At 61.4% G+C, this 26,228-nt stretch carries 24 protein-coding genes; 15 read left to right on the top strand and 9 right to left on the bottom strand.

Features of this window, described 5'->3' with window-relative positions; translation table 11 throughout:
* Positions 1–20 precede the first annotated feature (20 nt).
* Together K3555_RS00245 and K3555_RS00240 are read right to left on the bottom strand one after the other, a co-directional pair.
* Positions 21–1,097: a branched-chain amino acid ABC transporter permease gene (locus K3555_RS00245; protein ID WP_260006979.1), complete on the bottom strand. Its 1,077-nt coding sequence runs from the start codon at positions 1,095–1,097 to the stop codon at positions 21–23.
* Positions 1,098–1,171: 74 nt separating this feature from the next.
* Entirely contained in the window at positions 1,172–1,435 is a 264-nt protein-coding gene (locus K3555_RS00240; protein ID WP_129369245.1) for a hypothetical protein, read from the bottom strand.
* Positions 1,436–1,537: 102 nt separating this feature from the next.
* Between K3555_RS00240 and K3555_RS00235 the strand changes: the two genes are divergently transcribed.
* Complete coding sequence (locus tag K3555_RS00235; protein ID WP_260006977.1) at positions 1,538–1,882, top strand: SHOCT domain-containing protein; 345 nt, start codon at positions 1,538–1,540, stop codon at positions 1,880–1,882.
* A 27-nt stretch (positions 1,883–1,909) separates the two neighbouring features.
* Here the strand turns inward: K3555_RS00235 and K3555_RS00230 are convergent, their stop codons facing one another.
* Both K3555_RS00230 and K3555_RS00225 read right to left on the bottom strand, forming a co-directional pair.
* A complete protein-coding gene (locus tag K3555_RS00230; protein ID WP_027257202.1) occupies positions 1,910–2,896 on the bottom strand; it encodes a branched-chain amino acid ABC transporter permease in 987 nt (328 codons plus the stop codon).
* 102 nt (positions 2,897–2,998) lie between these two features.
* Positions 2,999–3,817, bottom strand: a complete 819-nt coding sequence (locus K3555_RS00225; RefSeq protein ID WP_259989016.1) for an ABC transporter ATP-binding protein — start codon at positions 3,815–3,817, stop codon at positions 2,999–3,001.
* A gap of 88 nt (positions 3,818–3,905) precedes the next feature.
* Between K3555_RS00225 and K3555_RS00220 the strand changes: the two genes are divergently transcribed.
* On the top strand, positions 3,906–4,091 hold the full coding sequence (locus tag K3555_RS00220) for a hypothetical protein (protein WP_027257200.1): 186 nt from the start codon (positions 3,906–3,908) through the stop codon (positions 4,089–4,091).
* 53 nt (positions 4,092–4,144) lie between these two features.
* On the opposite strand, the gene K3555_RS00215 is transcribed toward K3555_RS00220, so the two are convergent.
* A complete protein-coding gene (locus K3555_RS00215; RefSeq protein WP_260008577.1) occupies positions 4,145–6,109 on the bottom strand; it encodes an AMP-binding protein in 1,965 nt (654 codons plus the stop codon).
* 447 nt (positions 6,110–6,556) lie between these two features.
* On the opposite strand from K3555_RS00215, the gene K3555_RS00210 reads away from it, so the two are divergent.
* The 3 genes from K3555_RS00210 to K3555_RS00200 all read left to right on the top strand — a co-directional run bounded on the left by K3555_RS00210 (position 6,557) and on the right by K3555_RS00200 (position 9,606).
* On the top strand, positions 6,557–8,458 hold the full coding sequence (locus tag K3555_RS00210; RefSeq protein WP_260006976.1) for a PAS-domain containing protein: 1,902 nt from the start codon (positions 6,557–6,559) through the stop codon (positions 8,456–8,458).
* Positions 8,455–9,159 (top strand): response regulator transcription factor, encoded by a 705-nt coding sequence (locus K3555_RS00205; RefSeq protein WP_260006975.1) that lies wholly within the window; start codon positions 8,455–8,457, stop codon positions 9,157–9,159. The genes K3555_RS00210 and K3555_RS00205 overlap by 4 nt, the downstream gene beginning before the upstream one ends.
* A 219-nt stretch (positions 9,160–9,378) precedes the next feature.
* Complete coding sequence (locus K3555_RS00200; protein WP_129369241.1) at positions 9,379–9,606, top strand: WGR domain-containing protein; 228 nt, start codon at positions 9,379–9,381, stop codon at positions 9,604–9,606.
* Between the two features lie 86 nt (positions 9,607–9,692).
* Here the strand turns inward: K3555_RS00200 and K3555_RS00195 are convergent, their stop codons facing one another.
* The gene (locus K3555_RS00195) at positions 9,693–10,892 is read right to left on the bottom strand and encodes a hydantoinase/carbamoylase family amidase (protein ID WP_260006973.1); all 1,200 of its coding nucleotides are present in this window, start codon (positions 10,890–10,892) and stop codon (positions 9,693–9,695) included.
* A gap of 144 nt (positions 10,893–11,036) precedes the next feature.
* Between K3555_RS00195 and K3555_RS00190 the strand changes: the two genes are divergently transcribed.
* The 4 genes from K3555_RS00190 to K3555_RS00175 all read left to right on the top strand — a co-directional run bounded on the left by K3555_RS00190 (position 11,037) and on the right by K3555_RS00175 (position 14,677).
* Positions 11,037–11,687 carry a histidine phosphatase family protein gene (locus K3555_RS00190; RefSeq protein ID WP_260006972.1) on the top strand — a complete coding sequence of 217 codons (651 nt, stop codon included), beginning with the start codon at positions 11,037–11,039 and terminating at the stop codon, positions 11,685–11,687.
* A 23-nt stretch (positions 11,688–11,710) separates the two neighbouring features.
* Positions 11,711–12,325, top strand: coding sequence for a glutathione S-transferase family protein (locus K3555_RS00185; RefSeq protein WP_260006971.1), 615 nt, complete (start codon positions 11,711–11,713; stop codon positions 12,323–12,325).
* 11 nt (positions 12,326–12,336) lie between these two features.
* Positions 12,337–13,389 carry a saccharopine dehydrogenase gene (locus tag K3555_RS00180; RefSeq protein WP_260006970.1) on the top strand — a complete coding sequence of 351 codons (1,053 nt, stop codon included), beginning with the start codon at positions 12,337–12,339 and terminating at the stop codon, positions 13,387–13,389.
* Positions 13,390–13,534: 145 nt separating this feature from the next.
* Positions 13,535–14,677: a saccharopine dehydrogenase family protein gene (locus K3555_RS00175; protein ID WP_260006969.1), complete on the top strand. Its 1,143-nt coding sequence runs from the start codon at positions 13,535–13,537 to the stop codon at positions 14,675–14,677.
* A 67-nt stretch (positions 14,678–14,744) separates the two neighbouring features.
* On the opposite strand, the gene K3555_RS00170 is transcribed toward K3555_RS00175, so the two are convergent.
* Positions 14,745–15,068, bottom strand: coding sequence for a DUF3775 domain-containing protein (locus K3555_RS00170; RefSeq protein WP_027257190.1), 324 nt, complete (start codon positions 15,066–15,068; stop codon positions 14,745–14,747).
* A 701-nt stretch (positions 15,069–15,769) separates the two neighbouring features.
* On the opposite strand from K3555_RS00170, the gene K3555_RS00160 reads away from it, so the two are divergent.
* The 3 genes from K3555_RS00160 to rpsO all read left to right on the top strand — a co-directional run bounded on the left by K3555_RS00160 (position 15,770) and on the right by rpsO (position 17,805).
* Positions 15,770–16,282 (top strand): DUF1643 domain-containing protein, encoded by a 513-nt coding sequence (locus tag K3555_RS00160; protein WP_259992719.1) that lies wholly within the window; start codon positions 15,770–15,772, stop codon positions 16,280–16,282.
* A gap of 108 nt (positions 16,283–16,390) precedes the next feature.
* On the top strand, positions 16,391–17,374 hold the full coding sequence (locus K3555_RS00155; protein ID WP_260006968.1) for a calcium-binding protein: 984 nt from the start codon (positions 16,391–16,393) through the stop codon (positions 17,372–17,374).
* A gap of 161 nt (positions 17,375–17,535) precedes the next feature.
* Complete coding sequence (rpsO, locus tag K3555_RS00150; protein WP_129369234.1) at positions 17,536–17,805, top strand: 30S ribosomal protein S15; 270 nt, start codon at positions 17,536–17,538, stop codon at positions 17,803–17,805.
* 173 nt (positions 17,806–17,978) lie between these two features.
* Here the strand turns inward: rpsO and K3555_RS00145 are convergent, their stop codons facing one another.
* On the bottom strand, positions 17,979–20,315 hold the full coding sequence (locus K3555_RS00145; RefSeq protein WP_260006966.1) for an aldehyde dehydrogenase family protein: 2,337 nt from the start codon (positions 20,313–20,315) through the stop codon (positions 17,979–17,981).
* Between the two features lie 11 nt (positions 20,316–20,326).
* Positions 20,327–21,316, bottom strand: coding sequence for a deoxyribose-phosphate aldolase (deoC, locus tag K3555_RS00140; RefSeq protein WP_260006965.1), 990 nt, complete (start codon positions 21,314–21,316; stop codon positions 20,327–20,329).
* A gap of 246 nt (positions 21,317–21,562) precedes the next feature.
* On the opposite strand from deoC, the gene mutL reads away from it, so the two are divergent.
* Genes mutL through K3555_RS00125 form a run of 3 tightly spaced genes read left to right on the top strand, consistent with a single transcriptional unit; the run spans position 21,563 to position 26,219 of the window.
* Positions 21,563–23,494, top strand: coding sequence for a DNA mismatch repair endonuclease MutL (mutL, locus tag K3555_RS00135; RefSeq protein ID WP_260006964.1), 1,932 nt, complete (start codon positions 21,563–21,565; stop codon positions 23,492–23,494).
* Positions 23,495–23,525: 31 nt separating this feature from the next.
* Complete coding sequence (gene rmuC / locus K3555_RS00130) at positions 23,526–24,908, top strand: DNA recombination protein RmuC (protein ID WP_260006963.1); 1,383 nt, start codon at positions 23,526–23,528, stop codon at positions 24,906–24,908.
* Positions 24,909–26,219 carry an adenylate/guanylate cyclase domain-containing protein gene (locus K3555_RS00125; protein ID WP_260006961.1) on the top strand — a complete coding sequence of 437 codons (1,311 nt, stop codon included), beginning with the start codon at positions 24,909–24,911 and terminating at the stop codon, positions 26,217–26,219.
* The last annotated feature ends 9 nt before the right edge of the window (positions 26,220–26,228 follow it).

Genomic DNA, 26,228 nt, shown 5'->3' with positions numbered 1-26,228 from the left:
GTTTCCAGGCCGTGCCCGCATCAGTGCGGGAAGGGCCACAGTCTCAGTTTTTCCTTGGCGACGCGCCACAGCTGCGCCATGCCGTGCGGCTCGGCGATCAGGAACACCACAATCAGCGCCCCCACGATCACCAGCTGGAAATGCGCCACGATATCAGTCGGCCAGCCCAGAAGATCGACGCCCACCACCTTCAGCACCACCGGCAAGAGCACCAGAAAGGCCGCGCCGGCAAAGGAGCCGAAGATCGACCCCAGCCCGCCCAGGATCACCATGAACAGCACCAGGAACGACTTGTTGATGCCAAAGGCCTCGCCGACCTCGACCGCACCCAGGTAGACCGCAAAGAACAGCGCGCCGGAAATCCCGATGAAAAAGCCGGACACGGCAAAAGCTGTGAGTTTGGCCTTGAGCGGGTTCACCCCGATGATTTCAGCCGCGATATCCATGTCGCGGATCGCCATCCAGCTGCGGCCCACGGTACCGCGGGTCAGGTTGCGGGCCACCAGCGCGCAGAACGTCAGGAAAACCAGGCAGAACAGATAGGTGGCCCAGGCCGGCGCATTGGGGCCGGTGATCAGGATGCCAAAGGTATCGCGCTCCGGTGCGTTGATCTGGCCCGAAGCCGAATAGTTGTAGAACCACGGCACCCGGTTGAACAGCCACACCAGGAAGAACTGCGCCGCCAGCGTCGCCACCGCCAGATAGAAGCCCTTGATGCGCAGCGAGGGCAGGCCGAAGGCCATGCAGACCACCGCGGTGATGCCGCCCGCCAGGATCACATGGATGAACATGCTGACCTCGGGAAAGGCCGTCATCAGTTTGTAGCAGGCATAGGCCCCCACCGCCATGAACCCGCCGGTGCCCAGGGACACCTGCCCGCAGTATCCGACAAGAATGTTCAGCCCGATCGCCGCAATTGAATAGATCAGGAACGGCAGCAGGATCGCATTGGCCCAGTAATCGTTAACCAGGAACGGAATGATGCCAAAGGCCACCGCCAACACCACATAATAGCGGACACGGTCGAACTTGATCGGGAAGGTCTGGCTGTCATCGGCATAGGAGGTTTTGAAGTCTCCGGCTTCACGGTAGAACATGTCTCAGATGCTCCCTTTCTGTTGCAAACAGGGCCCGGTCCGGGTGTTTGTCTTGAATGTTTCAGCAGCGGCAATCATTCGATCTGCCCCCATTGCGCCTGTGCCGCGTCGCGCTGCGCGCGGGTTATCCGGTTTGACGGTTTGGCATAGCCGCTGCGCTCACTGCCGCGCACCAGACGCAGATATGCAATGATGCCGGTAATCAGTCCTGAGGCTGCCAGCAGCGACGCGGTGACAATCTGGGTTTCGGTGAACCCTTCCGCGGTCAGCGCCAGATAGCCGAACGCCCAAAAGCCCGCCCAGGCAATCACGTTGATGACGGCAATCGCCTTGGTCATGCCGCACCGCCGGCGTTAACCAATTTGTCAGAAATCCGTGCATGGCCACATTTTGCCCATTTCTTTCTGCCACCCTGTTCTTGGGTAAAGTGAGTGGGATCAATGACCGCGATTTTTGAGGAAATCCGGCGGCTGGAGGCCGCGCGGAAGAAGGGTGACATTTCAGCAGCCGAATTTGCAGAGGCCAAGGGCCGCCTGCTGGCAACGGTGGAAGACGCAACAGTGCTGCCGCCGTTCGAATTCGAGTCGCCGCGCCGGGAGGCACGCAGGGAAACCTCTGGGACCGCACCCGGCCCTTGGGGGCTGATGCTGATGGGGCTTCTCGGGGCCGGGCTGCTAACGCTCCTGGCCGGGCAGCTGATCGGCGATCTGACCATTGCCTTCACGCTGGTCGCCACGGTATTCGCCGCCATTGTCATCGCTGCATTCCGCAAGCTGGAAAGCTGAACAGGCCGGGAGCAGGTCATATGAGCGTCAGACCCGTTCAATGATCTTCTCCCCGAACAGACCCTGCGGACGGAACACCAGGAACAGCAGTGCCAGCACATAAGCAAACCAGTTCTCGGTGGCGCCGCCAACCATCGGACCGATGGCAAACTCGAACAGTTTCTCGCCCACACCAATGATCAGCCCGCCGACAATGGCCCCGGGGATCGAGGTGAAGCCGCCCAGCATCAGCACCGGCAGCGCCTTCAGCGCGATCAGCGACAGCGAGAACTGCACACCGGACTTGGTGCCCCAGACGATGCCCGCGACCAGCGCCACGAACCCTGCGACAGACCAGACCAGCACCCAGATGAAGTTCAGCGAGATGCCGACCGACAGCGCCGCCTGATGGTCATCCGCCACCGCGCGCATCGCCCGGCCCTGCTTGGTGTATTGGGCAAAGCAGACCAGCCCGGCCACCAGCAGCGCCGCAATCACCGTCGCCACGATATCAAGATTGTCGATAAAGAAGCCGTAGCCGAAAATGTTAAAGGTGGTTTCGTCAATCCACAGGTTGATGCCCTGCGGCAGGCCCACATCCAGCGTCTTGATCTCGGAACCCCACATCAGGTCGGCAACGCCTTCCAGGAAATAGGCAAGACCAATAGTGGCCATAAACAGGATGATCGGCTCCTGCCCTACCAGATGCTTCATCACCAGCACCTGCACCAGCCAGGCCAGCAGCACCATCACCCCGACAGTCAGGGCAATTGCCAGCACGCCTGGAACGTTCCAGCCGAAATGGGTGATATGGCCGCCAAAGACCGCATTTATGATATGCGCAAAGGGAACCTGTCCCTGCATGATCCCCACCAGCGTCATTGCGGCAAACAGCGCCATCACGCCTTGGGCATAGTTGAAAATGCCGGAAGCCTTGTAGATCAGCACAAAACCCAGCGCGACCAGCGCATACAGAACGCCTGCCATCAGGCCGTTCAGCGTCACTTCCATCGCAAAGACGAGTTGTTCGGGCATTAGAGGCTCTCCACGGAATTCTGCACTGCGGCGGTGCTCAGGGGCTGTACAGGGGATGTACGGGTGTCACCCCGCCGGGGCTGGGTGTTGCTGCATTGCAACTCAGTCATGGCTGACCCCCAGATATGCGTCGATCACATCCTGGTTGTTGCGCACCTCATCCGGGGTGCCGTCACCGATTTTCTTGCCGTAATCCATCACCACGACGCGGTCCGACAGATCCATCACCACCCCCATGTCGTGCTCGATCAGGGCGATGGTGGTGCCGAATTCATCGTTCACATCCAGGATGAAGCGGGACATGTCCTCCTTCTCCTCGACGTTCATGCCGGCCATCGGTTCGTCCAGCAGCAATAGCTTTGGTTCGGCAGCCAGGGCACGTGCCAATTCAACCCGTTTCTTCAGGCCATAAGGCAGCCGTGACACCGGGGTCTTGCGGATGTGCTGGATCTCCAGAAAGTCGATGATCCGCTCCACAACCTCGCGGTTCTCTGTCTCTTCCTTTTCCGCCTTGCCCTTCCACAGAGCCTGCGAAAACAGTCCTGTTTTCATATAGTTGAGACGTCCGGTCATCACATTGTCCAGCACGCTCATGCCTTCGAACAGCGCAATGTTCTGAAAGGTGCGGGCGATGCCCTGGCGGGCCACCTCATAGGGGCGCATCTGCGGGCGCTTCTTGCCGTGAAACAGCACTTCGCCTTCCTGCGGCACATAGAAGCCTGAGATCACGTTCAGCATCGAGGATTTGCCAGCCCCGTTGGGACCGATGATCGCGCGGATCTCGCCCTCGCGGATGTCAAAGGAGATATCCTTGATCGCCACCACACCGCCGAACCGCAGGGTGATGTTCTTCATCTCCATCACCACACCGCCGATGGTGCGGCCGTCGTCAGTCACAAAGCTTAAGGAATTGTCAAGCATAACAACGGCCTCCATTATTCTGCCACATAGAAATTTTAAGGTTTCCATGCGATACTTGAAAAAAACGAGCAGCAAGGAGACCAAAACAATGTTTGGCGAACTTGAACATTCCTGCCTTCTGAAGATGGCCGTCGAATGCAAGCAGATGGGCCTCAGCCAATCCGAAAGCCTGACCTCGATTATCGAGCAGACACACGGGTTCAGCTCTCCCTTCAAGATCCAGCAGGTGGTCAACACGGCCTTCAATCCCGGCCTCAATCCCGACTTGATCTGAGATCCGCCCGGCCTGCCCGGCATGGGGCAGATTTTTTTCCGGAAATACGTGCATCATTCCGCGGCCACCTTGTGAACCGCAGCCGGTTTCACGTCCGCATCGACAATAGTCAGCGTCGCGCTGATGGACCCTTTGCGGCCGTCTTCATAGGTCACTTCCGTTACGGTCGAGACCTGCTCCGAACCGTCGTACAGCGCGGTAATGATGTCGCCGAACTTCTCCTCAACGATGCGGCGGCGCACTTTGCGGGTGCGGGTCATTTCGCCGTCATCGGCGTCCAGTTCCTTGTGCAGAACTACAAATCGGTGGACCTGGCAGCCTGACAGCATCGGGTCTTCCGCTACCGATTGGTTCACCGCCGACACATGCCCGCGGAGTGATTCCAGGACTTGCGGATGCCCGGCCAGTTCCTGATAGGATGCATAGGCGATATTGTTGCGCTCTGCCCAGTTTCCGACAGCCGTCAGGTCAATATTGATGAAGGCCACGCAGCGGTCCTTGCCATTGCCAAACAACACTGCTTCCAGAATGTCCGGGTAGAATTTCAGCTTGTTTTCTACATATTTGGGCGCAAACATCGCACCATCAGCCATCTTGCCCACGTCCTTGGCACGGTCGATGATCCGCAAGTGGCCGGAGCCTTCCTCAAAGAAACCGGCATCGCCAGTGGCCACCCAGCCCTCTGCGTCCTTGGTCGAGGCCGTGGACTCCGGATTGTTGAAATACTCCACAAACGTGCCCGGCGAGCGGTAGTAGATTTCACCGTTGTCGCCGATCTTGATCTCCACTTCCGGTGCAGGAACACCCACGGTATCGGCGCGAACCTCGCCATCCGGCTGCACGGTGATGAACACGGTGGCTTCGGTCTGGCCGTAAAGCTGTTTCAGATTGATACCCAGAGAGCGGTAGAAATCAAAGATCTCCGGCCCGATTGCCTCCCCCGCGGTATACCCCACACGGATGCGGCCGTAGCCAAGCGTATCCTTGAGCGGGCCGTAAACCAGCACATTGCCCAATGCGTATTTCAGCCGGTCCATCAGACCCACCGGCTTGCCGTCCAGAATGTCGCCTCCGACTTTCTTGGCATGGGCCAGAAAATGGTGGAACATCTTGCGCTTCAGGGCGCCCGCGTCCTCCATCCGGATCATCACATTGGTCAGCTGGCCCTCAAACACCCGCGGCGGTGCAAAGAAGTAAGTCGGACCGATCTCTCGCAGGTCGGTCATCATTGTGTCGGCGCTTTCCGGGCAGTTCACGCAGAAACCGCACCAGTAGGCCTGACCGATTGAGAAAATGAAATCGCCCACCCATGCCATCGGCAGGTAGGAAAGGATGTTCTCACCCAAAGTCAAATGGTCGAACTCAGCCGAGTTCTTGGCGCTCTGGATCACATTCCGGTTCGACAGCACCACGCCCTTGGGCTTGCCGGTGGTGCCGGAGGTATAAAGCATTACGCAGGTGCTGTCGTAGGTCAGCTTGGCCTGGCGCGCCTGCAGCTCACCGGTCAGTTCGTCGCGCGCCGCGCGGCCCTGATCCTGGATATGGCTGAACTGGTGCAGCTGGGTATGTTCGTATTTCCGCATCCCGCGCGGGTCGAGATAGATCATATGCTCAAACTGATGCAGCTGATCCTGGATCTCGATCACCTTGTCGGCCTGCTCCTGATCGCCCACGATCACAAAGCGTGCGCCGCAATGGCCCAGCACATAGGCCATCTCTTCGGCCACCGCGTCCTGATAGAGCGGTACCGGCACGGCACCCACCGCCTGCGCAGCAACCATCGACCAGTAGAGATAAGGACGGTTGCGGCCGATAATAGCGACAAAATCGCCTTCATTCACGCCAAGGTTGATGAGGCCCAGCGCCAACGCCTCGATTTCCTTTGCCGCCTCGGCCCAGGTCCAGCATTGCCAAATGCCGAATTCCTTTTCCCGGTAGGCCGGTGCATTAGCGAATTGCACCGCATTGCGTTGAAGCAGCGCCGGCAGGGATAACATCCCTTCGGCGCCCATCTGCATCTGAGCCAACTTTCTTTCCTCCCTTTCCGGCGTTGCTGCCGGACCTGACCGCTGCCCGCGGTTCTGGCCCCGAGTAGGGACGTGCAAAGAATAGCCCGTCAACTTTTTCCTGATGTTTTCCCAAATCTTACGAATTGTAACAAAGCTGTTCCCCTTGTTTTACGGGCTGTTACGCAAGCTGCCGAGCCACCGGGCATACAAAATCCTGCAGCCTTTGCAACGACACCGGGGCAAAGCGCGCGGGATGCGCACGAATTGGCCGGAATTCGAATCAAACGCAGCGGGCAGTCGTTTCAAGTTTCGCATCACTTGCACCATCTTCCGCTCACCGCGTCCGGCAACCCTAAGGAGATCGCCGGTCTGACGCCACGGCATGGCCTTCTCCCGCGGCTGAATGGCGATTTGCCCCGCACCCGCCGCGGTGCTAGCCATGAAGCGGGGAGAACCATGAACCGAATAAGCAAGCCGCACGCCGCCATGACCACCGCCGGGCTGAACCTGATCGCCCAGGCGCTGTCGATTTATGACAACGATCTGCGCCTGGCGGTCTGCAACAGGCGTTTCCAAGAGATGTTCTCACTGCCTGATCATCTGGTGCAGCCGGGGGCGTCCTTTGCCGACACTATCCGCTTTCTTGCGGAGGCCGGTGAATACGCGCCGGAAACAGATACCAAGGACATCGTGCAAAGCCGGGTTGCTCAGGCACTGGATTTTGTGCCGCATTACCTGGAGCGTGAACGGCCCAACGGGCAGATGATTTCGATTGAAGGCTCGCCATTGCCGCAGGGCGGCTGGGTCACTGTCTATACCGACATCACCCGTGCCAAACAGGCTGAACAGCTGCTACGTTCCCGGTCCGAGGAACTGTCAGAAAAGCTGATCACTCATACCGAGGAACTATCCGCCGCCAACCGCCAGCTGGAAGCCACAAATACTGCCCTGGAAGAGACCAAGCGCCAGCTGACCGAGATCGAAGGCCGTACCCGGCTGACGACCGAGATGATGCCCGCCCATATCGCCCACGTCGATGCGGACGGCTATTACACCTATACCAACCGCCGCCTCAGCTCGGTGTTTCCCAGCCGCCCCTCCGATATCCTCGGCATGCATATTGCGGACGCACTGGGAGAGACTGCCTTTGACCGGATTGAGCCGCATTTGCTGGCCGCCTACAAGGGCAGCAGCCCGGTATTCGAGTTCACCGAAAGCCACGGCAGCCGCCGCATCCGGGTGGCCTTTACCCCGGACCAGCACGGCGGCGTCTATATCCTGTCAATGGATGTGACTGAGGAAACCCAGGCCCGGGTTGCCCTGCAGCAGGCCCGCCGCCGCGAGATGGCGGCGCAGATGACCAGCGGCCTGGCACATGATTTCTCAAATCTCTTGACCATAATACTCGGCATGCAAAGCAAGCTGGAGAAAATGGGGTTGAGCAGCGAGGCAACCGAACTGGTCCAAGGCACGCTTTCCGCCGCCAAGCGCGGCGGCCGGCTGCTAAACCGGATAGCTGAAATGACGGGCCAGCGCACCTTGCGCCCGCAGGCGGCCGACATGCATGCGCTGCTGGGTGAATTGAAGATCCTCGCCTCTCCCTCTCTGCCGCAGGGAATTGGGCTAAGCATCCTTGATAACATGCCGGACGAGGTGCTGCTTTTGGACAGCGGCAAGCTGCAGGATGCGCTTTTGAACCTGATCCTGAACGCCCGCGACGCTTGCGGGACTTCGGGCCAGATAACTGTCAGCGCCCATGCGGTCGGGCAGACCTGGGTGGAAATCACGGTGACCGACAGCGGCCCCGGTTTCTCTCCCGAAGCGCTGGACAAGGCGTTGAACCCTTTCTTCACCACCAAAGGCAGCGAAGGCTCCGGTCTTGGCCTGCCAATGGTTTACGACATGGCCAAACTGACCGGCGGCGACATGCGGATCAGCAACACCCAAACCGGCGCTTCGGTGACCCTGCGGCTGCCCTACCGGCTGGCACCTGATGCCAAGGGCGGCATGGCCCTGCTGGTCGAGGACAGCCAAGAACTGCGTGCCGCCTTTCGCGATATGCTGATTGATCTTGGCTATTCTGTCATCGAAGCAGCCAGCGTGGACGAAGCCAGTGCGCTCACCGCCGACTTGCCAGACATCGCGCTGGTGCTCTCCGACATCAAACTGGAGGGGACTGCCACCGGCATCGACTTGGCCACCCGGCTTGACGGCTCAAACCTGCCTTGCATCCTGATGACGTCCCTTCCCGTCAGCGACCCGTTGTTCCGCAAGGCCTTGAAATGCGGGCCGGTTTTGCGCAAACCATTCACCACGCATCAACTGTCCGCGCTGATCAAACCGGAGCCCGCCGCATGACATCGCCCTTGGTCACCATCCTGGATGACGAGCCGGAAATCCGCCGGATCCTGACCAGCACGCTGGAGGACGCAGGTTTCCGCACCCAAAGTTTCGCGCGCGCACGCGAATTCGAGGCGGCTCTGAACCGGATGACACCCGATGTTTGCCTGGTCGATCTGTCACTGCCCGATACTGACGGGCTGGCGTTGGTGCACCGGCTTGCACTGGAACAAGGCGCGGCGGTCATCATCATCTCCGGCCGTGCCCAGGTGCAGGACCGGGTGACGGGGCTGGAGCTGGGAGCTGATGATTACATCACCAAACCGTTTGATCCGGCCGAAGTTGTCGCCCGGGTCCGCGCCCGCCTGCGCAGCGCCCCCCGCACAGCGGCCCCTGCCAGCGATACCGCCCGGTTCTCCGGCTGGACCGCGCATTTCGACCGCTATTTGCTGGAAGATGAAACAGGCAGCGAAACTCCGTTTTCCCATGCCGAGGGCGAAGTTCTGCGGTTGTTCCTCGACAGCCCCAAGCGGCTGATCTCCCGCGCCCAGATGCAGGAGGCACTTGGCGGTGCGGCTGGAGAGAGCTTTGACCGGGCAATGGATGTGCGCGTCTCCCGCCTGCGCACCAAGTTGCGCGAAGACCCCAAGAATCCACGTCTGATCAAGACGATCTATGGCGCGGGCTACATCTTCTTGGGCGATGTCGACTGGGGCTGACCCTGTTCCGGGACAAAACCAACTTTCCCGCAGGACGCTCTTTCTTCCAGATAAGAAGAGCGAAAGAAAACGCAGCTGCAGTAATTTGCCGGCCTTGTCCATTCTGGCTAAGCTGGTGTTCGCCGCGGCGGCGCTGTCTTCCGCGCTCTGGGGCCTCACTTTTGTCAGCGCAGCATAGAGATTCTTGCCGCGGCGAATCGCTTAGCATAGAATCAATCCATGGCCACCTGTCTGCTCTACCGCCAAGCCCCTTCGCGCCCGTCCCGGTTCTACCGGATTGAGCTGGCGATGAACCTGTTTTCCGAGGTCTCCGTGCTGCGCGAATGGGGCATAGCCGGCGGCAACGGGCAAAGCGTCATCAACATCTACGGCAATCTGCGCGAGGCTTCCCTGGCTGCCGACAGGCACCGCAACCGGATGCTCAAACGCGGCTACGGACGGGGCTGACCGCGCCGCGCCAGCGGCGCCCGGCCCAACTGTGAGAGGGCATCCCGCAGGATGTCCGGGAACAGGCGGGAGAACCCGCCTGCAATTCATCCCGCCAGCGCCCGGGCCGCGCAGTCCAGCACCTGCAGTCCCAGCACCAGATCTGCTTCCGCTGTATCTTCGTCAAAGGCATGGCTTATGCCGCCGATCGAAGGCACAAACAGCATTGCCGCAGGCATCACCGTCGCAAGATTAGCCGCATCATGCAAAGCACCCGACGGCATATTTTGCCACTTGCCCGGTGCCAACGCCTCTGCAGCGGCCCCCAACTCCGCCTGAAACCGCGCATCCATCGCCACCGGTTCTATGCCCATCACCGGGCCAAGCTCCGATGCCGCACCGTATTCGGCCGCTATCTCCCGCGCTGTCTCCTTGATGAGCGTTTCCATCCGCACCAGCCGGTCTGCATCAGCATCGCGCCATTGCACTGAAAACCCGACGCGTCCGGGCACAACAGAGGACGCATTGGGGTGCAACGCAACATGACCGATAGTCCAGACCGTGGCAGGCGTCACCACATTGGCAAACCGGCTGTTCAGCGCCGCGTTGAAGGCAGACAGCGCCTGAAACGCATCCCGTCGCAGGTGCATCGGCGTGGTGCCTGCGTGGTTCTGCCGGCCCAAAAACGTGATCCTCATGTCCCGGATGCCGACGATATCAGTCACCACCCCAAGCTTAAGCCCGGTTTCTTCCAGATAGGGGCCTTGCTCGATATGCACTTCCAGAAAACCGCAGAACCGTTCAAGCGGCAAGAAATCCCCCGAAAGCCCCGCCATCCGCGCCCGCATCCCGGCCAGGGTATTGCCGGCGTTGTCAGTGAACCTATCCGCCTCATCCAGCGCCAGCTTGCCGGTCCAAACATCCGATCCGGTCAGCACCCCGAACCGCCCCTCCTCATCCTGAAAGCTGACGCAGGAAATGAGCGGCCCGCCGGCCTCCCTGGCTGCGCGGGCAATCTCCAGCCCGGCCACCACACCCAGCGCGCCGTCCAGCCAGCCGCCCTCGGGCTGGCTGTCGCTGTGCGACCCAACCAGCAGGCTGCGCTCCCCGGCCAGCCCGAACAGATTGCCAAGCGGGTCGAAATGCGGCTCTAACCCGCACTCTGCCATCCGTTCGGCCAGCCATTTCCGCGCCGCGATATCTGCTTCTGAAAACGCCTGCCGCACCACTCCCTTGCCTGCACCCGAGGCACCAAAGCTGCGCAGTTTATGAAGGTCATCCAGAAAACGCTGAGGGTTAAGGGGCATCGCATATCTCCCTATTGACAGATGCACATTGCTCCAGTTTTGCCCCTGCCCTCAATCAAATTGATCAAACCTGCACCCGGCCTGGTCTTCCCTCTGCCCTGAACCTCCCCTAAGACTTCCCCGGTAACAACGGAGCCGCCGCCCATGTCCCACATAACGCTGATCCGCCACGGCCAGGCCAATACCGGCGCCCGGGACGAGGCCAGCTATGACCGTCTCAGCGATCTGGGTCATCAGCAGGCGGCCTGGCTGGGGGACCATCTGCGCAGCACCGGCAGCCACCACCCGCGCGTCTACTGCGGGACCCTTAGGCGGCATATCGAAACCGCGGCCTCTATGGGCTTTGCCGATCCGGAGCAGGACGCGCGGCTGAACGAGATGGAGTATTTCACTCTCGCCGAGGCGATGCGCGATCAGCACGGCCTGCCAATTCCGGAAGAGCGCGAGGGCTTTGTCGACCATTTACCCAAGGTTTTCGCCGCTTGGGCCAAGGACGAAATCGCCGATCCCTACGAAAGCTGGGCCAGTTTCGAAACCCGCACCCAGGCCTGTCTGGAGGAAATCGCCGCAGGCGACGGCCCCGCAATGGTTGTCACCTCCGGCGGGCTGATCTCGATGGCCCTGCGGCAAGCGATGGGGCTGGACTCCGCAGCCATGGCCCGGGTTACGCTGGCGATCATGAACACCTCGATACATCGTCTGTTCCCCATCGGCGGCCACCTGAGCCCGGTTTTGTTCAACGCAGTGCCGCATCTGGAAGCGCCGGACCGGCATTTTGCCCAGACACATCTTTGAACGACCGAGAGGGAGGAAAAGACATGCAGCTTTATTACGCCCCCAACACGATCTCCGTGGCTGTGGCCATCGCACTGGAAGAAGCCGGGATCGAATATGAAGCAGTAAAGATCGACTTTGCCGCCAAGGAACAGACCGGCCCGGCCTATGCCCAGATCAACCCCAAGGGCCGGGTGCCCGCATTGGCGGTTGACGGCGGCATCCTGACCGAGACCGGCGCGCTGCTGGAATATATCGCTGATATGGCGCCCGAGGCCGGCTTGCGCCCGCAGGATCCGGTACTGCAGGCGCGGATGCGCGAGGTGATGTTCTACCTCGCTTCAACCATGCACGTGAACCATGCCCATATGCGGCGCGGCGCCCGCTGGGCCAGCAAGACCTCCAGCTACAAGGACATGCAGGCCAAGGTGCCGCAGACGATGACGGCCTCCTGCGAGTACATCAGCCAGGCGGGCCTGCGCGGACCCTTTGTGCTGGGCGATACGGTCAGCCTCGCCGATTGCTACCTCTATGTGATCTGCACCTGGCTGGCGGGTGACGGGGTGAAAGTCGACGGCTTCCCCAAAATCCAGACTTTCATGACGGCAATGGAGCAGCGCGAGTCGATCCGCGCAATCTATGCCAAGGGAATGCTTTGAAGGACATGACGATGACGCATCTATGGGTACGGGCCGAACAGCGCCCGAATGAGGAGCGGGTCGGCCTGACCCCCGAAGGCGCCAAGGCGCTGCTGTCAGGCGGCATCAGGGTCACGGTTGAGGAAAGCTCGGTCAGGGCGCTGCCGCTGCAGGGTTACATTGATGCAGGCTGCGGCATTGCACCGGAAAACTCCTGGCCCCAGGCCCCCGCGGACGCGATTATCTTTGGCCTCAAGGAACTGCCCGAGGACGGCACCCCGCTGCCCCACCGTCACATCATGTTCGGCCATGCCTTCAAGGGCCAGCATTCCGGCAAGGCACTGCTGGAGCGTTTCAAGGCCGGCGGCGGCACCCTTTATGATCTGGAATATCTGGTGGATGAAAGCGCCCGCCGGGTTGCTGCCTTTGGGTATTGGGCGGGCTATGCCGGCGCCGCGGTAACACTGAAGTCCTGGACCGCCCAGCAGCGCGGCGGAATCTGCGGCCCGGTTGGCGTCTATGGCGGCAAGGATGCGCTGCTGACGGATCTGGGTGCGGAACTTGATGCCCTGAACAAAGACCGCCCCTCTGCTATCGTGATCGGCGCGCTTGGCCGGGTCGGCACGGGTGCGGCTGATCTCTGCGAAGCGATGGGGGTCAAAGTCACCAAATGGGACATGGACGAAACCGCAAGCGGCGGCCCTTTCCCGGAGATCCTGGACCATGACCTGTTTCTCAACTGTATCTTCGCCCGTCCCGGCACTCCGGTCTTTGTCCCGCGCGAGGCGCTGGCTGCGGACCGCAAGCTGACCGCCATCGGCGATGTCGCTTGCGACCCTGACAGTGACTACAATCCGGTGCCGGTCTATGACCGCGCGACATCATGGGAGCAACCTGCTCTGCGTGTCGCCGAACACCCGGTGCTGGATGTGATGGCAATCGACAACCTGCCCTCCATGCTGCCGGTGGAAAGCTCCGAGGATTACGCAGCCCAGCTGCTTCCCTCGCTGCTGACCCTGACCGATCTGGACAGCGGCGTCTGGGGCCGGGCCAAGGCCACCTTCCTGGAGCATCTGCCCAAATGACAGGTTTGTCCGTTCACGGAGAGGGCAGCGCCCGTCCGCGGGCGGAAGCAAAGCGCCCGCCCATGGGGGCGGACGGGCGCTGCCCGGCTTTCGGCCGGGCAAGAGGTTTCTTCTGCCCTCGCAATAATCGCAAGGGAGAACTCTCATGACAATTCACTGGTGCGGCACCGGCCTCTCTGCCATCCCCGGCCTCCGCCGCCTGCTCGAAGCGGGCCATGACGTGGCGGTCTGGAACCGGACCACCGACAAGGCGCGTGAGGCCGTCGGTGATCTGACCACTAACATCCATGTCTTCAGCATCGCCAACCTGGGCCGGATGCTCAGCCCAAAGGACGTTATCGTCTCCATGCTGCCCGGCGACTGGCACGTGCCGCTGGCCGAGCTGGCGATAGAGCACGGCGCGCATTTCGTCTCTTCCTCCTACATCGCGCCGGAAATGCGCGCACTGGACCAAAAAGCCAAGGATGCAGACGTCTGCCTGATCAACGAGGTGGGCCTGGATCCGGGCATCGACCACCTGATGGCGCATGCGCTGGTGGCGGATTACAAGGCGTCGGATGCCTTTGACGCGGAAAACGAAATCAGCTTCATCTCCTACTGCGGCGGCATCCCCAAGACCCCGAACCCGTTCCGCTACAAGTTCAGCTGGTCGCCGCTGGGCGTGCTGAAGGCGCTGCGTTCGCCCTCAAAATCGATCCGCGGCTTCAAGGAGCTGGACGTCGCCCGCCCCTGGGATGCGATCTCCTCCTACGAGGCGCCGCTGCCCGCACCCGAAAGCTTTGAGGTCTACCCGAACCGCGACTCGATCCCGTTCATGGCGCAGTATGAGTTCGGCGAGGACTGGAAGGTGAAGGAATTCGTCCGCGGCACCCTGCGCCTCAACGGCTGGGCCGATGCCTGGGCGGATGTCTTCAAGGAGGTCGAAACCCTCAGCGGTCCCGAAGGCGACGCCCGGCTTAAGGAAATGTCGGACCAGTTCTGGACCGAGAACGCCTATGACGAGGGCGAGCCGGACCGGGTGGTGCTCTGTGTTGGCCTGAAGGCGGAAAAAGACGGCACCGAGGCCTGGCATAAGACCTATGTGATGGACGCCTGGGGCGACGACCGCGGCACCGCAATGGCACGCCTGGTCTCCTATCCGGTGTCCTTCGCAATCGAGGCGGCCATGAACGGCAAGATCGCCGCCGGTGTACACGCCGCGCCCAGCGACCTGGGCCTGGTCGAAAAGTGGATGGGCGGGATCGGCAAGCTGGCCCAGCACCTTGACGTCGTCGACAGCAAGGCCTGAGGACTGCTGGAAACAACAAGGGGCGCCGGATTGCGGCGCCCTTTTGCATTCCAAACCGGTGCGGCCCCTAGCGGCCGATCACATCGTCCTCAACATCGTTCACATCAATGCCCAGCGCTTCCATGCCAGCCTCCAGATTGTCAGCCAGATGCGGCGTTCCAAGCAAGTAATCGACGGTCGGCGTGGTCGCTTCCTGCCGGGCGGTATAGATCGCTTCACCCAGTTCTTCCGGCTCAAAACTGCCGCGGCCGACCCACATGATACCAACCAATTCCGACTGCTGATCTTCCCCCATCCGGTCGATGAAGGCGCGCAATTCCCCTTCAGCCCGGCCCAGTTCACGGGCCATCATCGCCACTTGTGCCACCTTACGGGCTGAAATCTCCAGCATTGCTCCAATCCTTCTGTTCGCTGCCTCAGCATAGCAAACAGCAGGCCAAACGCCTAAGTCTTTGATCTGTGGCAAATGAAGCGCTGCTTAGCTGTTTGATTCCAGAGTTTGATAGTGCGATCCATTCATTGGAATGGAAGGACGCCTTATGGGACAGACATGCCACCTCTGCGTCGGTCCTGTCACCCGGCAGCGCATTGCGCAGTAATGTCCCGAGAAGTGCAGGCGTCAATCGCGGAGCTGAACCAGGAACCTGGCATCACCCCAAAGCCAATTGCGGAGCGGCGGGCTGCTGAGGATCAGAAGACCCGTCCCAATGAGTCCCGCTCAATCGTCCCTGGTGAAGAAGATGAAGCCATGATCGTTGCTTTCAGATGGCCTGCTCTCCGACCGCTGGACGACGGCCTTTGCACCCGCCCTCTCAAGGCACTCAGTGGACGCGCGCCGTACAAATACATCTGCAAGATCCGGACTTCAGAGCCAGACAGTTTCCTTGTGGATCCGATCCACCAGAAGCCGGGACTGAACACTTTGGTGAGCAGCAACAATTCCATGCAAAAACCTGTCCGAAAGAAATATAACGCCAACAGCTGCAATGTGTCGTGGTGCCCGGCAATGCACATAAAGGGCACTTCTTGGGGTGATCTTGAAACTTGGACCGCAAGCTTGGGCAGTCGAACAAGCCCTGCTACAAGCGGCTGATGATCACCCGCAGCCACACCAAGGGCGATGCGCCCTCAACCGCCGTCTATTCCGATTGCGAAACCTATCGCTACAGCCTGACCCGGGTATGGGATCCTGCCGGGCCGCGGGTGATGTTTGTGATGCTGAACCCGTCAACCGCAACCGAAGTACAGAATGATCCGACCATTGAACGCTGCGAGCGCCGCGCACGGGCATTGGGGTTCGGCGGTTTCCGGGCCACCAACATCTTTGCCTGCCGGGTCACCGATCCGCGCGGGATGCGGCAGCTGGCAGAGCCGGAAGGCCCGGGCAACATGGCGGCCATTTTAAACGGTGTTGATTGGGCTGACATGGTGATCTGCGCCTGGGGCACCCATGGTGAGCACCGCGGGCAAGGGGCCCGGGTTGCCGCGGCGCTGCGCGCAACTGGAAAGCCGCTGCACCACCTTGGCCTCAGCAAGGCCGGCCATCCGAAGCATCCGCTTTACATCGCCTACTCCCAGCAACCGGCGCTTTGGCAGCAGCGTTAGCGGGTTCTTCAACGCCTGTTAACTCATGTTCCCCATTTGTTTTGCCTTTTCAATCCAGGCGTGTGACCGTTCAGGTGGGTGTATGTTTTTGTTGAGGTTGAGCGGGCAATGTTGTGGCTGGCAAGTGTTCTGGGCCTTGTTGCGGTAGGCAGCGCAGTCCTGGTTGATACAGATTCCCCGGATGAGGCGAATCCGGCCTCCGGCCCCGATCCGGAAGCAGACACTGGCGGGGATGGGCTGGATGGCGGGTTTATCGAGCCGGGCGGCAGTACCGTGATTGGAACCGATGACAATGATGTCATCGCGGGAGCCGGGGCGGCTGACAGCCTTAGCGGCGGTGATGGCGATGATCAGCTTGGCGGGTACAGCGGCCATGACTGGATCGACGGGGGGGCGGGCAGCGATGTTCTGCATGGCGGTAGCGGCGATGACAGCATGTCCGGCGGCAATGGCCAGGACCTGCTGCACGGCGAAGACGGTGATGACGTGCTGCAGGGCGCCGCCGGAGAGGACAGTCTCTTTGGGCATTTCGGGGATGACACGCTTCAGGGCGGCGGCGGTGCGGACCTGCTGCATGGCGGCCAAGGGCAGGACTGGCTGGAAGGCGGTGAAGGCCGGGACACACTGCATGGCAACGACGGCGATGACAGCCTAGTGGGCGGCAGCGGCGCCGACGCGTTGTTTGGCGGATATGGAAATGATGTGGTGTCCGGCGCCGGGGACGGCACGGATCAGGATTATCTTAATGGCGGTGCCGGTGAGGATACACTGATTGCCGGGGCAGGGGATGTGCTGACCGGCGGTGCCGGCGAGGATCAGTTCATGGCTGGCAACTGGACCGGGACCGAAGAGGCGGTGCAGCTGATGGATTTCGATACAGATGAAGATAAGCTGGTTCTGGTTTGGGATTTTGAGGACGGCGAAGAACCTTCTATAGAGTTGCAACAAAACCCCGAGGCAGGTGACGAGCAGGTTATCCTTGTCGACGGTGAGCCTGCCTTGCGGGTCACCGGAGCCAGCGGGCTGACGGCGGCGGATCTGGTACTGATCGACACAGCTTCGGCCGCAGCGACCGGGTTGCTGCCGCAGTAGGCCCGCGCGGATCCACCCTCTGGCAGTTAATCTTTGCCTTTAACATGAAAACATCATATACGCCCGCATCTGCTGCGATTCTGCGGCAGATATCTCCATGGGCCTGTGCTGGACGACATCCCGGCCTGAGCCATCCACTCTAACCTTTTAAGGAGACCCCGATGTCGATCACTGCAGAAGAAAAAACCCGCCTGATGAAAGAATTCGCAACCAAGGACGGCGACACCGGTTCGCCGGAAGTCCAGGTTGCAATCCTGACCTCGCGCATCAACACCCTGACTGAGCACTTCAAAACCCACAAGAAGGACAACCACGGCCGCCGTGGCCTTCTGAAGATGGTTGCTCAGCGCCGCAAGCTGCTGGACTACACCAAAGGCAAGGACGTGTCCCGTTACCAGGACCTGATCAAGCGCCTGGGTATCCGCCGCTAATCCGCGCTTATCCCGGATTTTTTACGCCCGTTCCGAAAGGAGCGGGCGTTTTCTTTTGCTTGCAAGCCCCGTCTTGGGCCTGGGACACCGGCAGGGCCAAAAAGAAAACGCCGCCCCGGATGGAGCGGCGCTGTATATCTTGACCAGAAGCGGGAAAGCCCTGGGGACCTGTTTCACTCGCCGTAGGGCACCCAGATATTTTTGATCTCGGTGGCTTCTTGCAGGAAACGCTTGCTGTGATCCTGCGTCCAGTCCATCGCGGTGGCGTTGTTGACCCAGGTGCGCTTCAGGTTGCCTGCGGAAGCTGCCTCGATTGATGCCGACAGATCTGAGGAGGAGAAGCTCCAGACCGCGTCCACGTTCAGATGCGAGGCCAGTGGTTTCGCCAGCTCTGCATGGCTGCCGGTCAGGATGTTCACCACACCGCCGGGTACGTCTGAGGTGTCCAGCACCTGGTAAAAATCAGTTGCCGCCAGCGGGTAGGGTTCGGAGGACGCCAGCACCACCCGGTTGCCCATGGCGATGGCAGGCGCCATTGCCGAGACCAGTCCCAGCAGCGGTGCCTCATCGGCGCAGAGCACGCCAATCACACCGGCGGGTTCCTTCATTGTAAGCGCCACGCCGCGGATCGGTACGCCATGGACCTGACCGTCATATTTGTCGGCCCATGCAGCCGCAGTGAACAGGCGCTGGATCGAGGCCTCGACCTCAGCGGCGCCGGTCTTCTTGCCGGTCATTGCGTCAATGCGGGTGGCAAACTCCGCCGCTCGGGCCGAGAGGTTCTCGCCGATATAGTATAGGATCTGTGCCCGAAGATGGCCGGTGGTCTTGGACCATTTTCCGGCGCCGGCGGCGGCTTCAACCGCGTTGCGGACATCCTTGCGGCTGCCGAGGCCGACGTGGCCCAGCAGCGCGCCGGATTTGCCATAGACCGCCTGGGAATAACCGCTGTCCGGGCGGGTCTGCTTGCCGCCGACATACATCTTGGCGGTACGGTCCAGCGGGTCTGCCGGGGCGCCAACGCCCTCAAACGGCTCCACCCTGGCCAGCGGTTTGGCTGCGGTCTTGGGGCGGGTATAGGCGGTCAGGCCCTCCCAGCCGCCTTCGCGTCCAAAGCCGCTCTCACGCACACCGCCAAAACCCGCAGCGGCGTCAAACATATTGGTGCCGTTGATCCAAACAACGCCGGCCGCCAGTTTCGGCGCCATATCCAGGGCCAGGTTCACGTTCTCGGTCCAAAGCGTCGCAGCAAGGCCGTAGCGGGTGTTATTGGCTAGCTCCGCCGCCTCTTCGGGAGTGCGGAAGGTGCAGGAGACCAGCACAGGGCCAAAGATCTCCTCCTGCATCAGCGGATCGGCAGGCGACAGGCCTTCAATCAGCGTCGGCGGGTAGAAACAGCCGCCTTCTGGCATTTTCACCTGGGCCTGGTGCATGGTGCCGGCGGTATTGGCCGCGACCATGCTGCTGATGGTGTCCAGCTGTACCGGGTCGACGACGGCGCCGATGTCGATGCATTTATCCAGCGGGTTGCCGATACGCAGCCCGTCCATCCGGGCGCGCAGCTTGGTGTGGAACCGCCCGGCGATGCCTTCCTGCACCAGCAGACGCGAGCCGGCACAGCAAACCTGGCCCTGGTTGAACCAGATCGCATCGACCAGCCCTTCGATAGCTGAATCAATATCGGCGTCGTCAAACACGATATAGGGGGACTTGCCGCCCAGCTCCAGCGTCAGCGCTTTGCCGCTGCCTGCGGTGGCCTCGCGGATCCGGCGGCCAACGGAGGTGGAACCGGTGAAGGCGACCTTATCCACATCTGCCGCAGTGATCATTTCGCCCACGGCACCGTCGCCGGTGACGATGTTGACAACGCCCTTGGGCAGGCCCGCCTGATGGCAGATGTCGGCAAACAGCAGCGCAGTGAGAGAGGTGTACTCTGCCGGTTTCAGCACCACCGTGTTGCCCATGGCGATTGCAGGCGCGATCTTCCAGGCCAGCATCAGCAGGGGGAAATTCCACGGGATGATCTGGCCGCAGACGCCCAGGGCCTCGGCATCCGGCAGTTCGCTTTCCATCAGCTGGGCCATGCCTGCGTGATAGTAGAAATGCCGCTGGGCCAGCGGGATATCGATGTCGCGGGATTCGCGGATCGGCTTGCCGTTATCGAGTGTTTCCAGCACTGCAAACAGGCGGGAATGTTTTTGCAGCAGCCGGGCAATGGCATAGAGGTATTTGGCGCGGCCCGGCCCGCCAAGACCGGCCCAACTGCCCTGCACCTTGCGGGCTGCTTCAACGGCGCTGTCGACGTCTGCTTGCGTGGCTTGGGTCAGGGTCGCCAAAACTTCACCGGTGGCTGGGTTTTTACTGTCAAATCCTTCGCCAGGGGCGGTGAACTCACCGTTGATGAAATGGCCGAACCGGCTGCCCTGATCGACCAGCCAGGCCAGTGCCTCGGCAGCGCTTTCGGGGGCTGGGCCGTATTCCATGGTGTCGAAAATCTCTTTGATGGTCATGTGTTCAGCCCTCAGCCCATGGAATGGCGGTAGCCGGCGGAGTATGCCCCGGTGACATGGTGTTCCAGCTGACGCTCGATATCGCCCAGCAGTGACGAGGCGCCAAAGCGGAACAGATCAGGCTGCAGCCAGCGGTCGCCCAGTTCGTCCTTCATCAGCGCCAGATAGACGAGTGCATCCTTGGCCTTGGAAATGCCGCCCGCTGGCTTATAGCCGACGCGGTGGCCCGTACGGTCATAATAGTCGCGGATTGCGCGGATCATCACCAGGCTGACAGGCAGAGTAGCGTTGACGCTTTCCTTGCCGGTGGAGGTCTTGATGAAATCGGCCCCTGCCATCATGCAGATCAGCGAGGCACGGGCGACGTTTCGCAAGCTGCCCAATTCGCCGGTCGCCAGGATCGCCTTCACATGGGCGTCGCCGCACGCCTGGCGGAAGGCCTTCATCTCGTCATAAAGCGCCTGCCAATTGCCGGTCAGAACATGGCGGCGCGAGATCACGATGTCGATTTCCCCGGCGCCTGCCTTGACGCTTTCCTCAATCTCCGCCAACCGCAGGTGGAAGGGCGACAGGCCGGCCGGAAAGCCAGTGGAGACCGCGGCAACCGGAACACCGGTGCCTTGCAATGCGGCAACAGCGGTGGGGATCATTTCGTGATAGACGCAGACCGCCCCGGTGGTGAGGCCTTCCATGCCCAAAGTGCGCAGAACACCGGCGCTGACCGGCTGCCGTGCCTTGGCGCACAAGCGGCGGACACGGCCCTCGGTGTCGTCACCGGACAGCGTGGTGAGGTCAATGAGGCTGATGGCTTTCAAAAGCCAGGCAGCCTGATGATCTTTCTTTACACTGCGGCGGCCCGGCAGGGTGGCGCAGCGGCGTTCGATGGCCGACGTATTGGCCTGCACGGCGGCGACCCAGTCCAGGTCCAGCGCCATGCCCGGATTGCGCGGCTCGGCCAGCTGCGGCAGCTGCGCGCTTCGTTCAGCGATTTGGCTTTCCATTCGGGGAGTCCTCAGCAGAGTTCCGTGCGAAATTCGCACGGGTGCGGCATATTGGCAAGCAAGGCCAAGGATTGCAGGCGGCTTTTTTGACTGATTGGACAAAATATTGGTGCGCGGGCTGCAATGACGCTCTGAAAACCGGGTGGATACAGGTGGTTTGGTGCGAAAATCTTCTTTTACGGGTCTCCTGCCAAAGCCGCGCGCATTCCAGTGGCAGAATCAGCTCCGCATGCTAAATTTAGCGGTATGAGCAGTGCAGAACCCCATATCAGCGATAAAACGCGACCAATCATCCGCCAGCTGGATGACAGCGCCATCAACCGGATTGCCGCTGGCGAGGTGGTGGAACGCCCCGCTTCAGCGGTCAAAGAGCTGGTGGAAAACGCCATTGATGCCGGCGCCGCCCGCATTACAGTAGAAATCGCCGATGGCGGCAAAACGCTGATCCGGGTGAGTGATGACGGCTGCGGCATGACGCCGGAGGACTTGCCGTTGGCATTGTCCCGCCACGCGACGTCCAAGATAGACGGCTCGGACTTGCTCAATATCCATACCTTCGGGTTCCGCGGCGAGGCGCTGCCTTCTTTGGGGGCTGTTGGGCGGCTGACAATCACCAGCCGCGCTGCAGGGCATGAGGCGGCGCAGATCCGGGTCTCCGGCGGCAGGCTGGAGCCGGTGAAACCCGCCGCTTTGCGGGCAGGCACCATAGTCGAGCTGCGCGATCTGTTTTTTGCCACACCGGCGCGGCTCAAATTCATGCGCACCGACCGGGCCGAGAGCCAGGCGATTTCAGACACGGTGAAACGGCTGGCAATGGCAGAGCCTTCGGTAGGATTCACGCTGCGCGATGTATCGGGCGGCGGTGAGGGGCGGGTAAACTTCCGCGCCGATCCTTTGCCGGGCGATTTGTTTGATGCGCTGCACGGGCGGCTGGCTTCGGTTCTGGGGCGTGATTTTGCCGAGAACGCGTTGAAGATTGATTCCGCCCGCGAGGGGATCCGCCTCTTTGGCTATGCAGCACTGCCGACCTATTCGCGCGGCGCTGCGGTGGCGCAGTTCCTGTTCGTGAACACGCGCCCGGTGAAGGACAAGATGCTGACCGGGGCGCTTCGGGCCGCCTATTTTGATTTCCTCAGCCGCGACCGGCATCCGGCAGCAGCGCTGTTCATAGATTGCGACCCGCAGCTGGTGGATGTGAATGTGCATCCTGCCAAATCCGAGGTGCGGTTCCGCGACCCCGGACTGGCACGCGGGCTGATCGTGTCTGCCCTGCGCCATGCGCTGGCAGAGGCCGGACACCGCGCATCAACCACAGTGGCAGGCGCCACGCTGGGGGCAATGAAACCGGAACAACCTACTGCTACCGGTGCGCCGCGGATCTATCAGATGGACCGGCCGTCCATGGGCGCACGCAGCAGCGCCTACGCGGCGCAAGCCCCCGGGTTGCCGCAAATGTCTTCCTTCGATGCGCCGCCATCGCCAGGTTTTGCCGAATTGCAGGGGTCATACAGCGGGCGGGTCACAGAGGTGCCAGTGGCTCCAATGGCCCCGGGTCAGGCCTCGGATGCGTCCGGGGCCACCGCCCCCGGGGCCGAACAGCTGCCGTTGGGGGCGGCGCGCGGCCAGGTGCATGAGAATTACATCATCGCCCAGACTGCCGACGGCATGGTGATCGTCGACCAGCACGCAGCACATGAGCGGCTGGTCTATGAAAAGCTGAAACATCAGATGGCAGAAAATGGCGTTGCGGCCCAGGCACTCTTGATACCGGAGATTGTCGAGCTGAGCGACAATGACTGTGCCTGCCTGCTGGGCGTGGCTGATGAGCTTGCGAAATTCGGCCTTGGCATTGAGGCCTTTGGCGGCACGGCTGTTGCAGTGCGGGAAACCCCCGCGATCCTGGGCGAGGTCAACGCTGAAGCGATGATCAAGGATATTCTGGACGAACTGTCCGACCAGGGCGGAACCCAGCTGGTGCAAGCCAAGATCGAGGCGATCCTGAGCCGGGTGGCCTGCCATGGCTCGATCCGCTCTGGAAGGCGGATGCGGGGCGAGGAAATGAATGCTCTGCTGCGCGAGATGGAGGCAACGCCCCATTCCGGCCAGTGCAACCACGGCCGTCCCACTTATGTGGAACTGAAACTGGCAGATATCGAGCGCCTGTTCGGGCGCACCTGAACAAGAACCCCCGAAAAAGGGAGGACGAGCAGTGACACTGGAACAGGCCCAATGGGCCATTTACGCGCTGGCCGGTTTGGCCGCTGTTATTGCCATGGCTGGACTGCGGCTGCGAGGCGCGGCCCGGCAGTTGGAACAGGCCAATGCAGGTCTGAACCAGGAGGCGGCCGGGCTTCGGGCGGAGGTCAAGCGGCTGCCGGAGCTGAACGATGAGCTGGCAACCCTGCGCCGCACCAGCGATAATGAACGTGCCGCCCGGTATCAGGCTGAGGCACAAGTACAAGCGCTGAAGGCAGAACATGCGGCGCGGCTGGAAGAGCTCAAGCAGATGAATGCGCAGATGGAGCACAAATTTGCGGCGCTGGCCTCGGGCGTGCTGAAGCAGAACTCGGAAAGTTTCCTGAGCCTGGTCAGCGAACGGTTTCAGGCACATAGCAAAACCGCTGATGCGGATCTGGCCAAGCGCCACGCAGCGATTGAAGGCTTGGTAAAGCCGCTGGATCAAAAGCTGGGTCAGTTTGGTGAGCGGATCAAGGAAATCGAGAAGGCCCGCAACGAGGCCTATGGCGCGATCCAGACGCAGGTGAAACATTTGGCCGATGGCCAGGCGGCGTTGGGCGGCGAGACCCGCAAACTGGTGCAGGCCCTGCGCGCGCCCAAGACCCGCGGCCGCTGGGGCGAGATGCAGCTGCGCCAGGTTTTTGAGATGGCCGGGATGGCCGAGCATGTTGACTATGAGCTGGAGAAAAGCGTCGGCACCGATGACGGTCTGCGCCGCCCCGACGCAATAGTGCGCATCCCTGGCGGCAAGAGCATCGTAGTGGACGCCAAGACCCCGCTGGAGGGTTATCTGGACGCGTTGGAGGCCGAGACGCCCGATCAGCAGCAGCAGGCACTGCTGCGCCATTCGGGCCATGTCAAAACCCATGTGCGCCAGCTTGCCTCGAAATCCTATCAAAGCGCGCTGGGAGAGACACCGGATTTTGTGGTGATGTTCATCCCCGGTGAGACGTTTGTGTCCGCGGCAGTGGAGGCGGATCCGGGGTTGATTGAATATGCCTTTGAAAACAAGGTTCTGATCGCCACGCCGACCACCCTGATGGCGCTGGTCAAGTCCATAGCCTATGGCTGGCAGCAGGAGAAGATGGCGGAAAACGCAATCGAAGTGCAAAAGACTGCCAAGGAGCTCTATGACCGGCTGGCGACGTTTTCCAAGAACCTCGCCTCCGTCGGCAAGTCACTGTCGTCATCGGTGAACAACTACAACAAGGCCGTTGGCTCGCTGGAAGCCCGGGTGCTGCCCTCGGCCCGCCGGTTCGAGGCGATGGGCGTGGTGGCCAACGGCGCGGAACTGGAAGATCCTGGCCAGGTGGAAGTCGAGCCGCGCCAGGTGGCGCTGCTGGCGGAGGAGTAGATGCGGTTGCCGCTGGTTTCAGGCGCGGGCAACATCAACCCCGGCGGGGCGGTGCTGCTGCGTGCGGCGGAATTAGAAGCCGAGCGCATTGTGGCACTGTTGCGGATTGCCGTGTCTGCCGGGCTGCTGGCGGCCTTGGTTCTTGCGGTTGATGCAGTGCAGACGGTGGGCCAGGACTACCTTTGGCACCAAGTCGGCCTGGCGGCGGCAACTCTACTTGCCTATCTTACGGTTGGTGTCCTGAGTTTTGCGGCTATCCGCAAAGGCGTGTTCCGGCACTGGATGATCTGGGCAGCAGTGACCGCGGACGGTGTTTTTCTTTTCCTGAATTCCTGGTTGTCTTTGGTGAATTCCGGGCTGTCCGGCGAAGTTGTCTTTGCCATGCCTTCGGCCTGGATGGCACCGCTGATCCTGGCTTTTGGCGTGTTGCGTTTCAACCCGCTGCTGCTGGGATACCAAGTGCTGCTGGTTGCGGCCGGACTTTTGTGGCTGGTTCTTTGGGAACCGGCGATCGTCTCTGACGCTGCCATGCAGCGGGTGCATCTGGCCATGGCCACACCCCCCAATCTGATGCGGGTGCTGATGGTGGCGCTGGCTGGTTTGGTGCTGATGGTTGCAGCGCTTCGGATGCGGGGACTGCTGCACCGCTCCATAGAAGAAACGCGGCAGAAGGCCAATCTGACCCGCTATCTGCCGGCCCAGATGGCGGGCCGTCTTGCCGGCGGCGGGCTGGAGGCGTTGCAGGAAGGCCGCCAGCAGAAAATGGCGATCCTATTCATTGATATCCGCGGTTTTACCAGCTGGTGCGAGGGCCGCGAGCCGCAAGATGTCAGCAGACTGATCACCGAGTTCCGTACCCGTGTCGAATTGGTGGCGGGCCGGACTGGCGGTCTGATCGACAAATACATCGGCGACGCAGCGATGATCCTGTTTGAGGGTGAGCGGGCTGCAGCGCGGGCGCTGGATTGCGCCGAAGGGCTGCTTGTGGAGATGGAGGCTTGGCGCCAGGAACGGGAGGCTACTGGAGAGACCGGTCTGGCCGCAGGGATCGGTGTGCATTGGGGTGAGGTGTTTTCGGGTGTCACCGGCACACCGGCTCGGCTGGAGTATTCCGTGTTCGGAGACACGGTAAACACAGCGGCGCGGCTGGAGCAGCTGACCAAGACAAGTGGCATGGCGCTGATCACGTCTGCAACCTTGCTGCAGGAAGCCGGCACAGAACCCGCGCGCGGCGGCTGGACCGCGCTGCCGGCGGAGCAATTGCGCGGGCGCCGCAGCGGGCTCGCGCTGTTCGCAAAGACGCAAGCCTAGGGTCAGGCC

It is taken from the genome of Leisingera sp. M527 (assembly GCF_025141525.1).
In the GTDB taxonomy this organism is placed as follows: domain Bacteria; phylum Pseudomonadota; class Alphaproteobacteria; order Rhodobacterales; family Rhodobacteraceae; genus Leisingera.
This window is presented reverse-complemented; position numbering and strand designations above follow the sequence as displayed.

What these genes read in the sequence shown, in the direction of transcription:
- K3555_RS00245 (WP_260006979.1), bottom strand. Translation starts at nt 1,097, where the DNA reads ATGTTCTACCGTGAAGCCGGAGACTTCAAAACCTCCTATGCCGATGAC.
- K3555_RS00240 (WP_129369245.1), bottom strand. Translation starts at nt 1,435, where the DNA reads ATGACCAAGGCGATTGCCGTCATCAACGTGATTGCCTGGGCGGGCTTT.
- K3555_RS00235 (WP_260006977.1), top strand. Translation starts at nt 1,538, where the DNA reads ATGACCGCGATTTTTGAGGAAATCCGGCGGCTGGAGGCCGCGCGGAAG.
- K3555_RS00230 (WP_027257202.1), bottom strand. Translation starts at nt 2,896, where the DNA reads ATGCCCGAACAACTCGTCTTTGCGATGGAAGTGACGCTGAACGGCCTG.
- K3555_RS00225 (WP_259989016.1), bottom strand. Translation starts at nt 3,817, where the DNA reads ATGCTTGACAATTCCTTAAGCTTTGTGACTGACGACGGCCGCACCATC.
- K3555_RS00220 (WP_027257200.1), top strand. Translation starts at nt 3,906, where the DNA reads ATGTTTGGCGAACTTGAACATTCCTGCCTTCTGAAGATGGCCGTCGAA.
- K3555_RS00215 (WP_260008577.1), bottom strand. Translation starts at nt 6,109, where the DNA reads ATGCAGATGGGCGCCGAAGGGATGTTATCCCTGCCGGCGCTGCTTCAA.
- K3555_RS00210 (WP_260006976.1), top strand. Translation starts at nt 6,557, where the DNA reads ATGAACCGAATAAGCAAGCCGCACGCCGCCATGACCACCGCCGGGCTG.
- K3555_RS00205 (WP_260006975.1), top strand. Translation starts at nt 8,455, where the DNA reads ATGACATCGCCCTTGGTCACCATCCTGGATGACGAGCCGGAAATCCGC.
- K3555_RS00200 (WP_129369241.1), top strand. Translation starts at nt 9,379, where the DNA reads ATGGCCACCTGTCTGCTCTACCGCCAAGCCCCTTCGCGCCCGTCCCGG.
- K3555_RS00195 (WP_260006973.1), bottom strand. Translation starts at nt 10,892, where the DNA reads ATGCCCCTTAACCCTCAGCGTTTTCTGGATGACCTTCATAAACTGCGC.
- K3555_RS00190 (WP_260006972.1), top strand. Translation starts at nt 11,037, where the DNA reads ATGTCCCACATAACGCTGATCCGCCACGGCCAGGCCAATACCGGCGCC.
- K3555_RS00185 (WP_260006971.1), top strand. Translation starts at nt 11,711, where the DNA reads ATGCAGCTTTATTACGCCCCCAACACGATCTCCGTGGCTGTGGCCATC.
- K3555_RS00180 (WP_260006970.1), top strand. Translation starts at nt 12,337, where the DNA reads ATGACGCATCTATGGGTACGGGCCGAACAGCGCCCGAATGAGGAGCGG.
- K3555_RS00175 (WP_260006969.1), top strand. Translation starts at nt 13,535, where the DNA reads ATGACAATTCACTGGTGCGGCACCGGCCTCTCTGCCATCCCCGGCCTC.
- K3555_RS00170 (WP_027257190.1), bottom strand. Translation starts at nt 15,068, where the DNA reads ATGCTGGAGATTTCAGCCCGTAAGGTGGCACAAGTGGCGATGATGGCC.
- K3555_RS00160 (WP_259992719.1), top strand. Translation starts at nt 15,770, where the DNA reads ATGATCACCCGCAGCCACACCAAGGGCGATGCGCCCTCAACCGCCGTC.
- K3555_RS00155 (WP_260006968.1), top strand. Translation starts at nt 16,391, where the DNA reads ATGTTGTGGCTGGCAAGTGTTCTGGGCCTTGTTGCGGTAGGCAGCGCA.
- rpsO (WP_129369234.1), top strand. Translation starts at nt 17,536, where the DNA reads ATGTCGATCACTGCAGAAGAAAAAACCCGCCTGATGAAAGAATTCGCA.
- K3555_RS00145 (WP_260006966.1), bottom strand. Translation starts at nt 20,315, where the DNA reads ATGACCATCAAAGAGATTTTCGACACCATGGAATACGGCCCAGCCCCC.
- deoC (WP_260006965.1), bottom strand. Translation starts at nt 21,316, where the DNA reads ATGGAAAGCCAAATCGCTGAACGAAGCGCGCAGCTGCCGCAGCTGGCC.
- mutL (WP_260006964.1), top strand. Translation starts at nt 21,563, where the DNA reads ATGAGCAGTGCAGAACCCCATATCAGCGATAAAACGCGACCAATCATC.
- K3555_RS00125 (WP_260006961.1), top strand. Translation starts at nt 24,909, where the DNA reads ATGCGGTTGCCGCTGGTTTCAGGCGCGGGCAACATCAACCCCGGCGGG.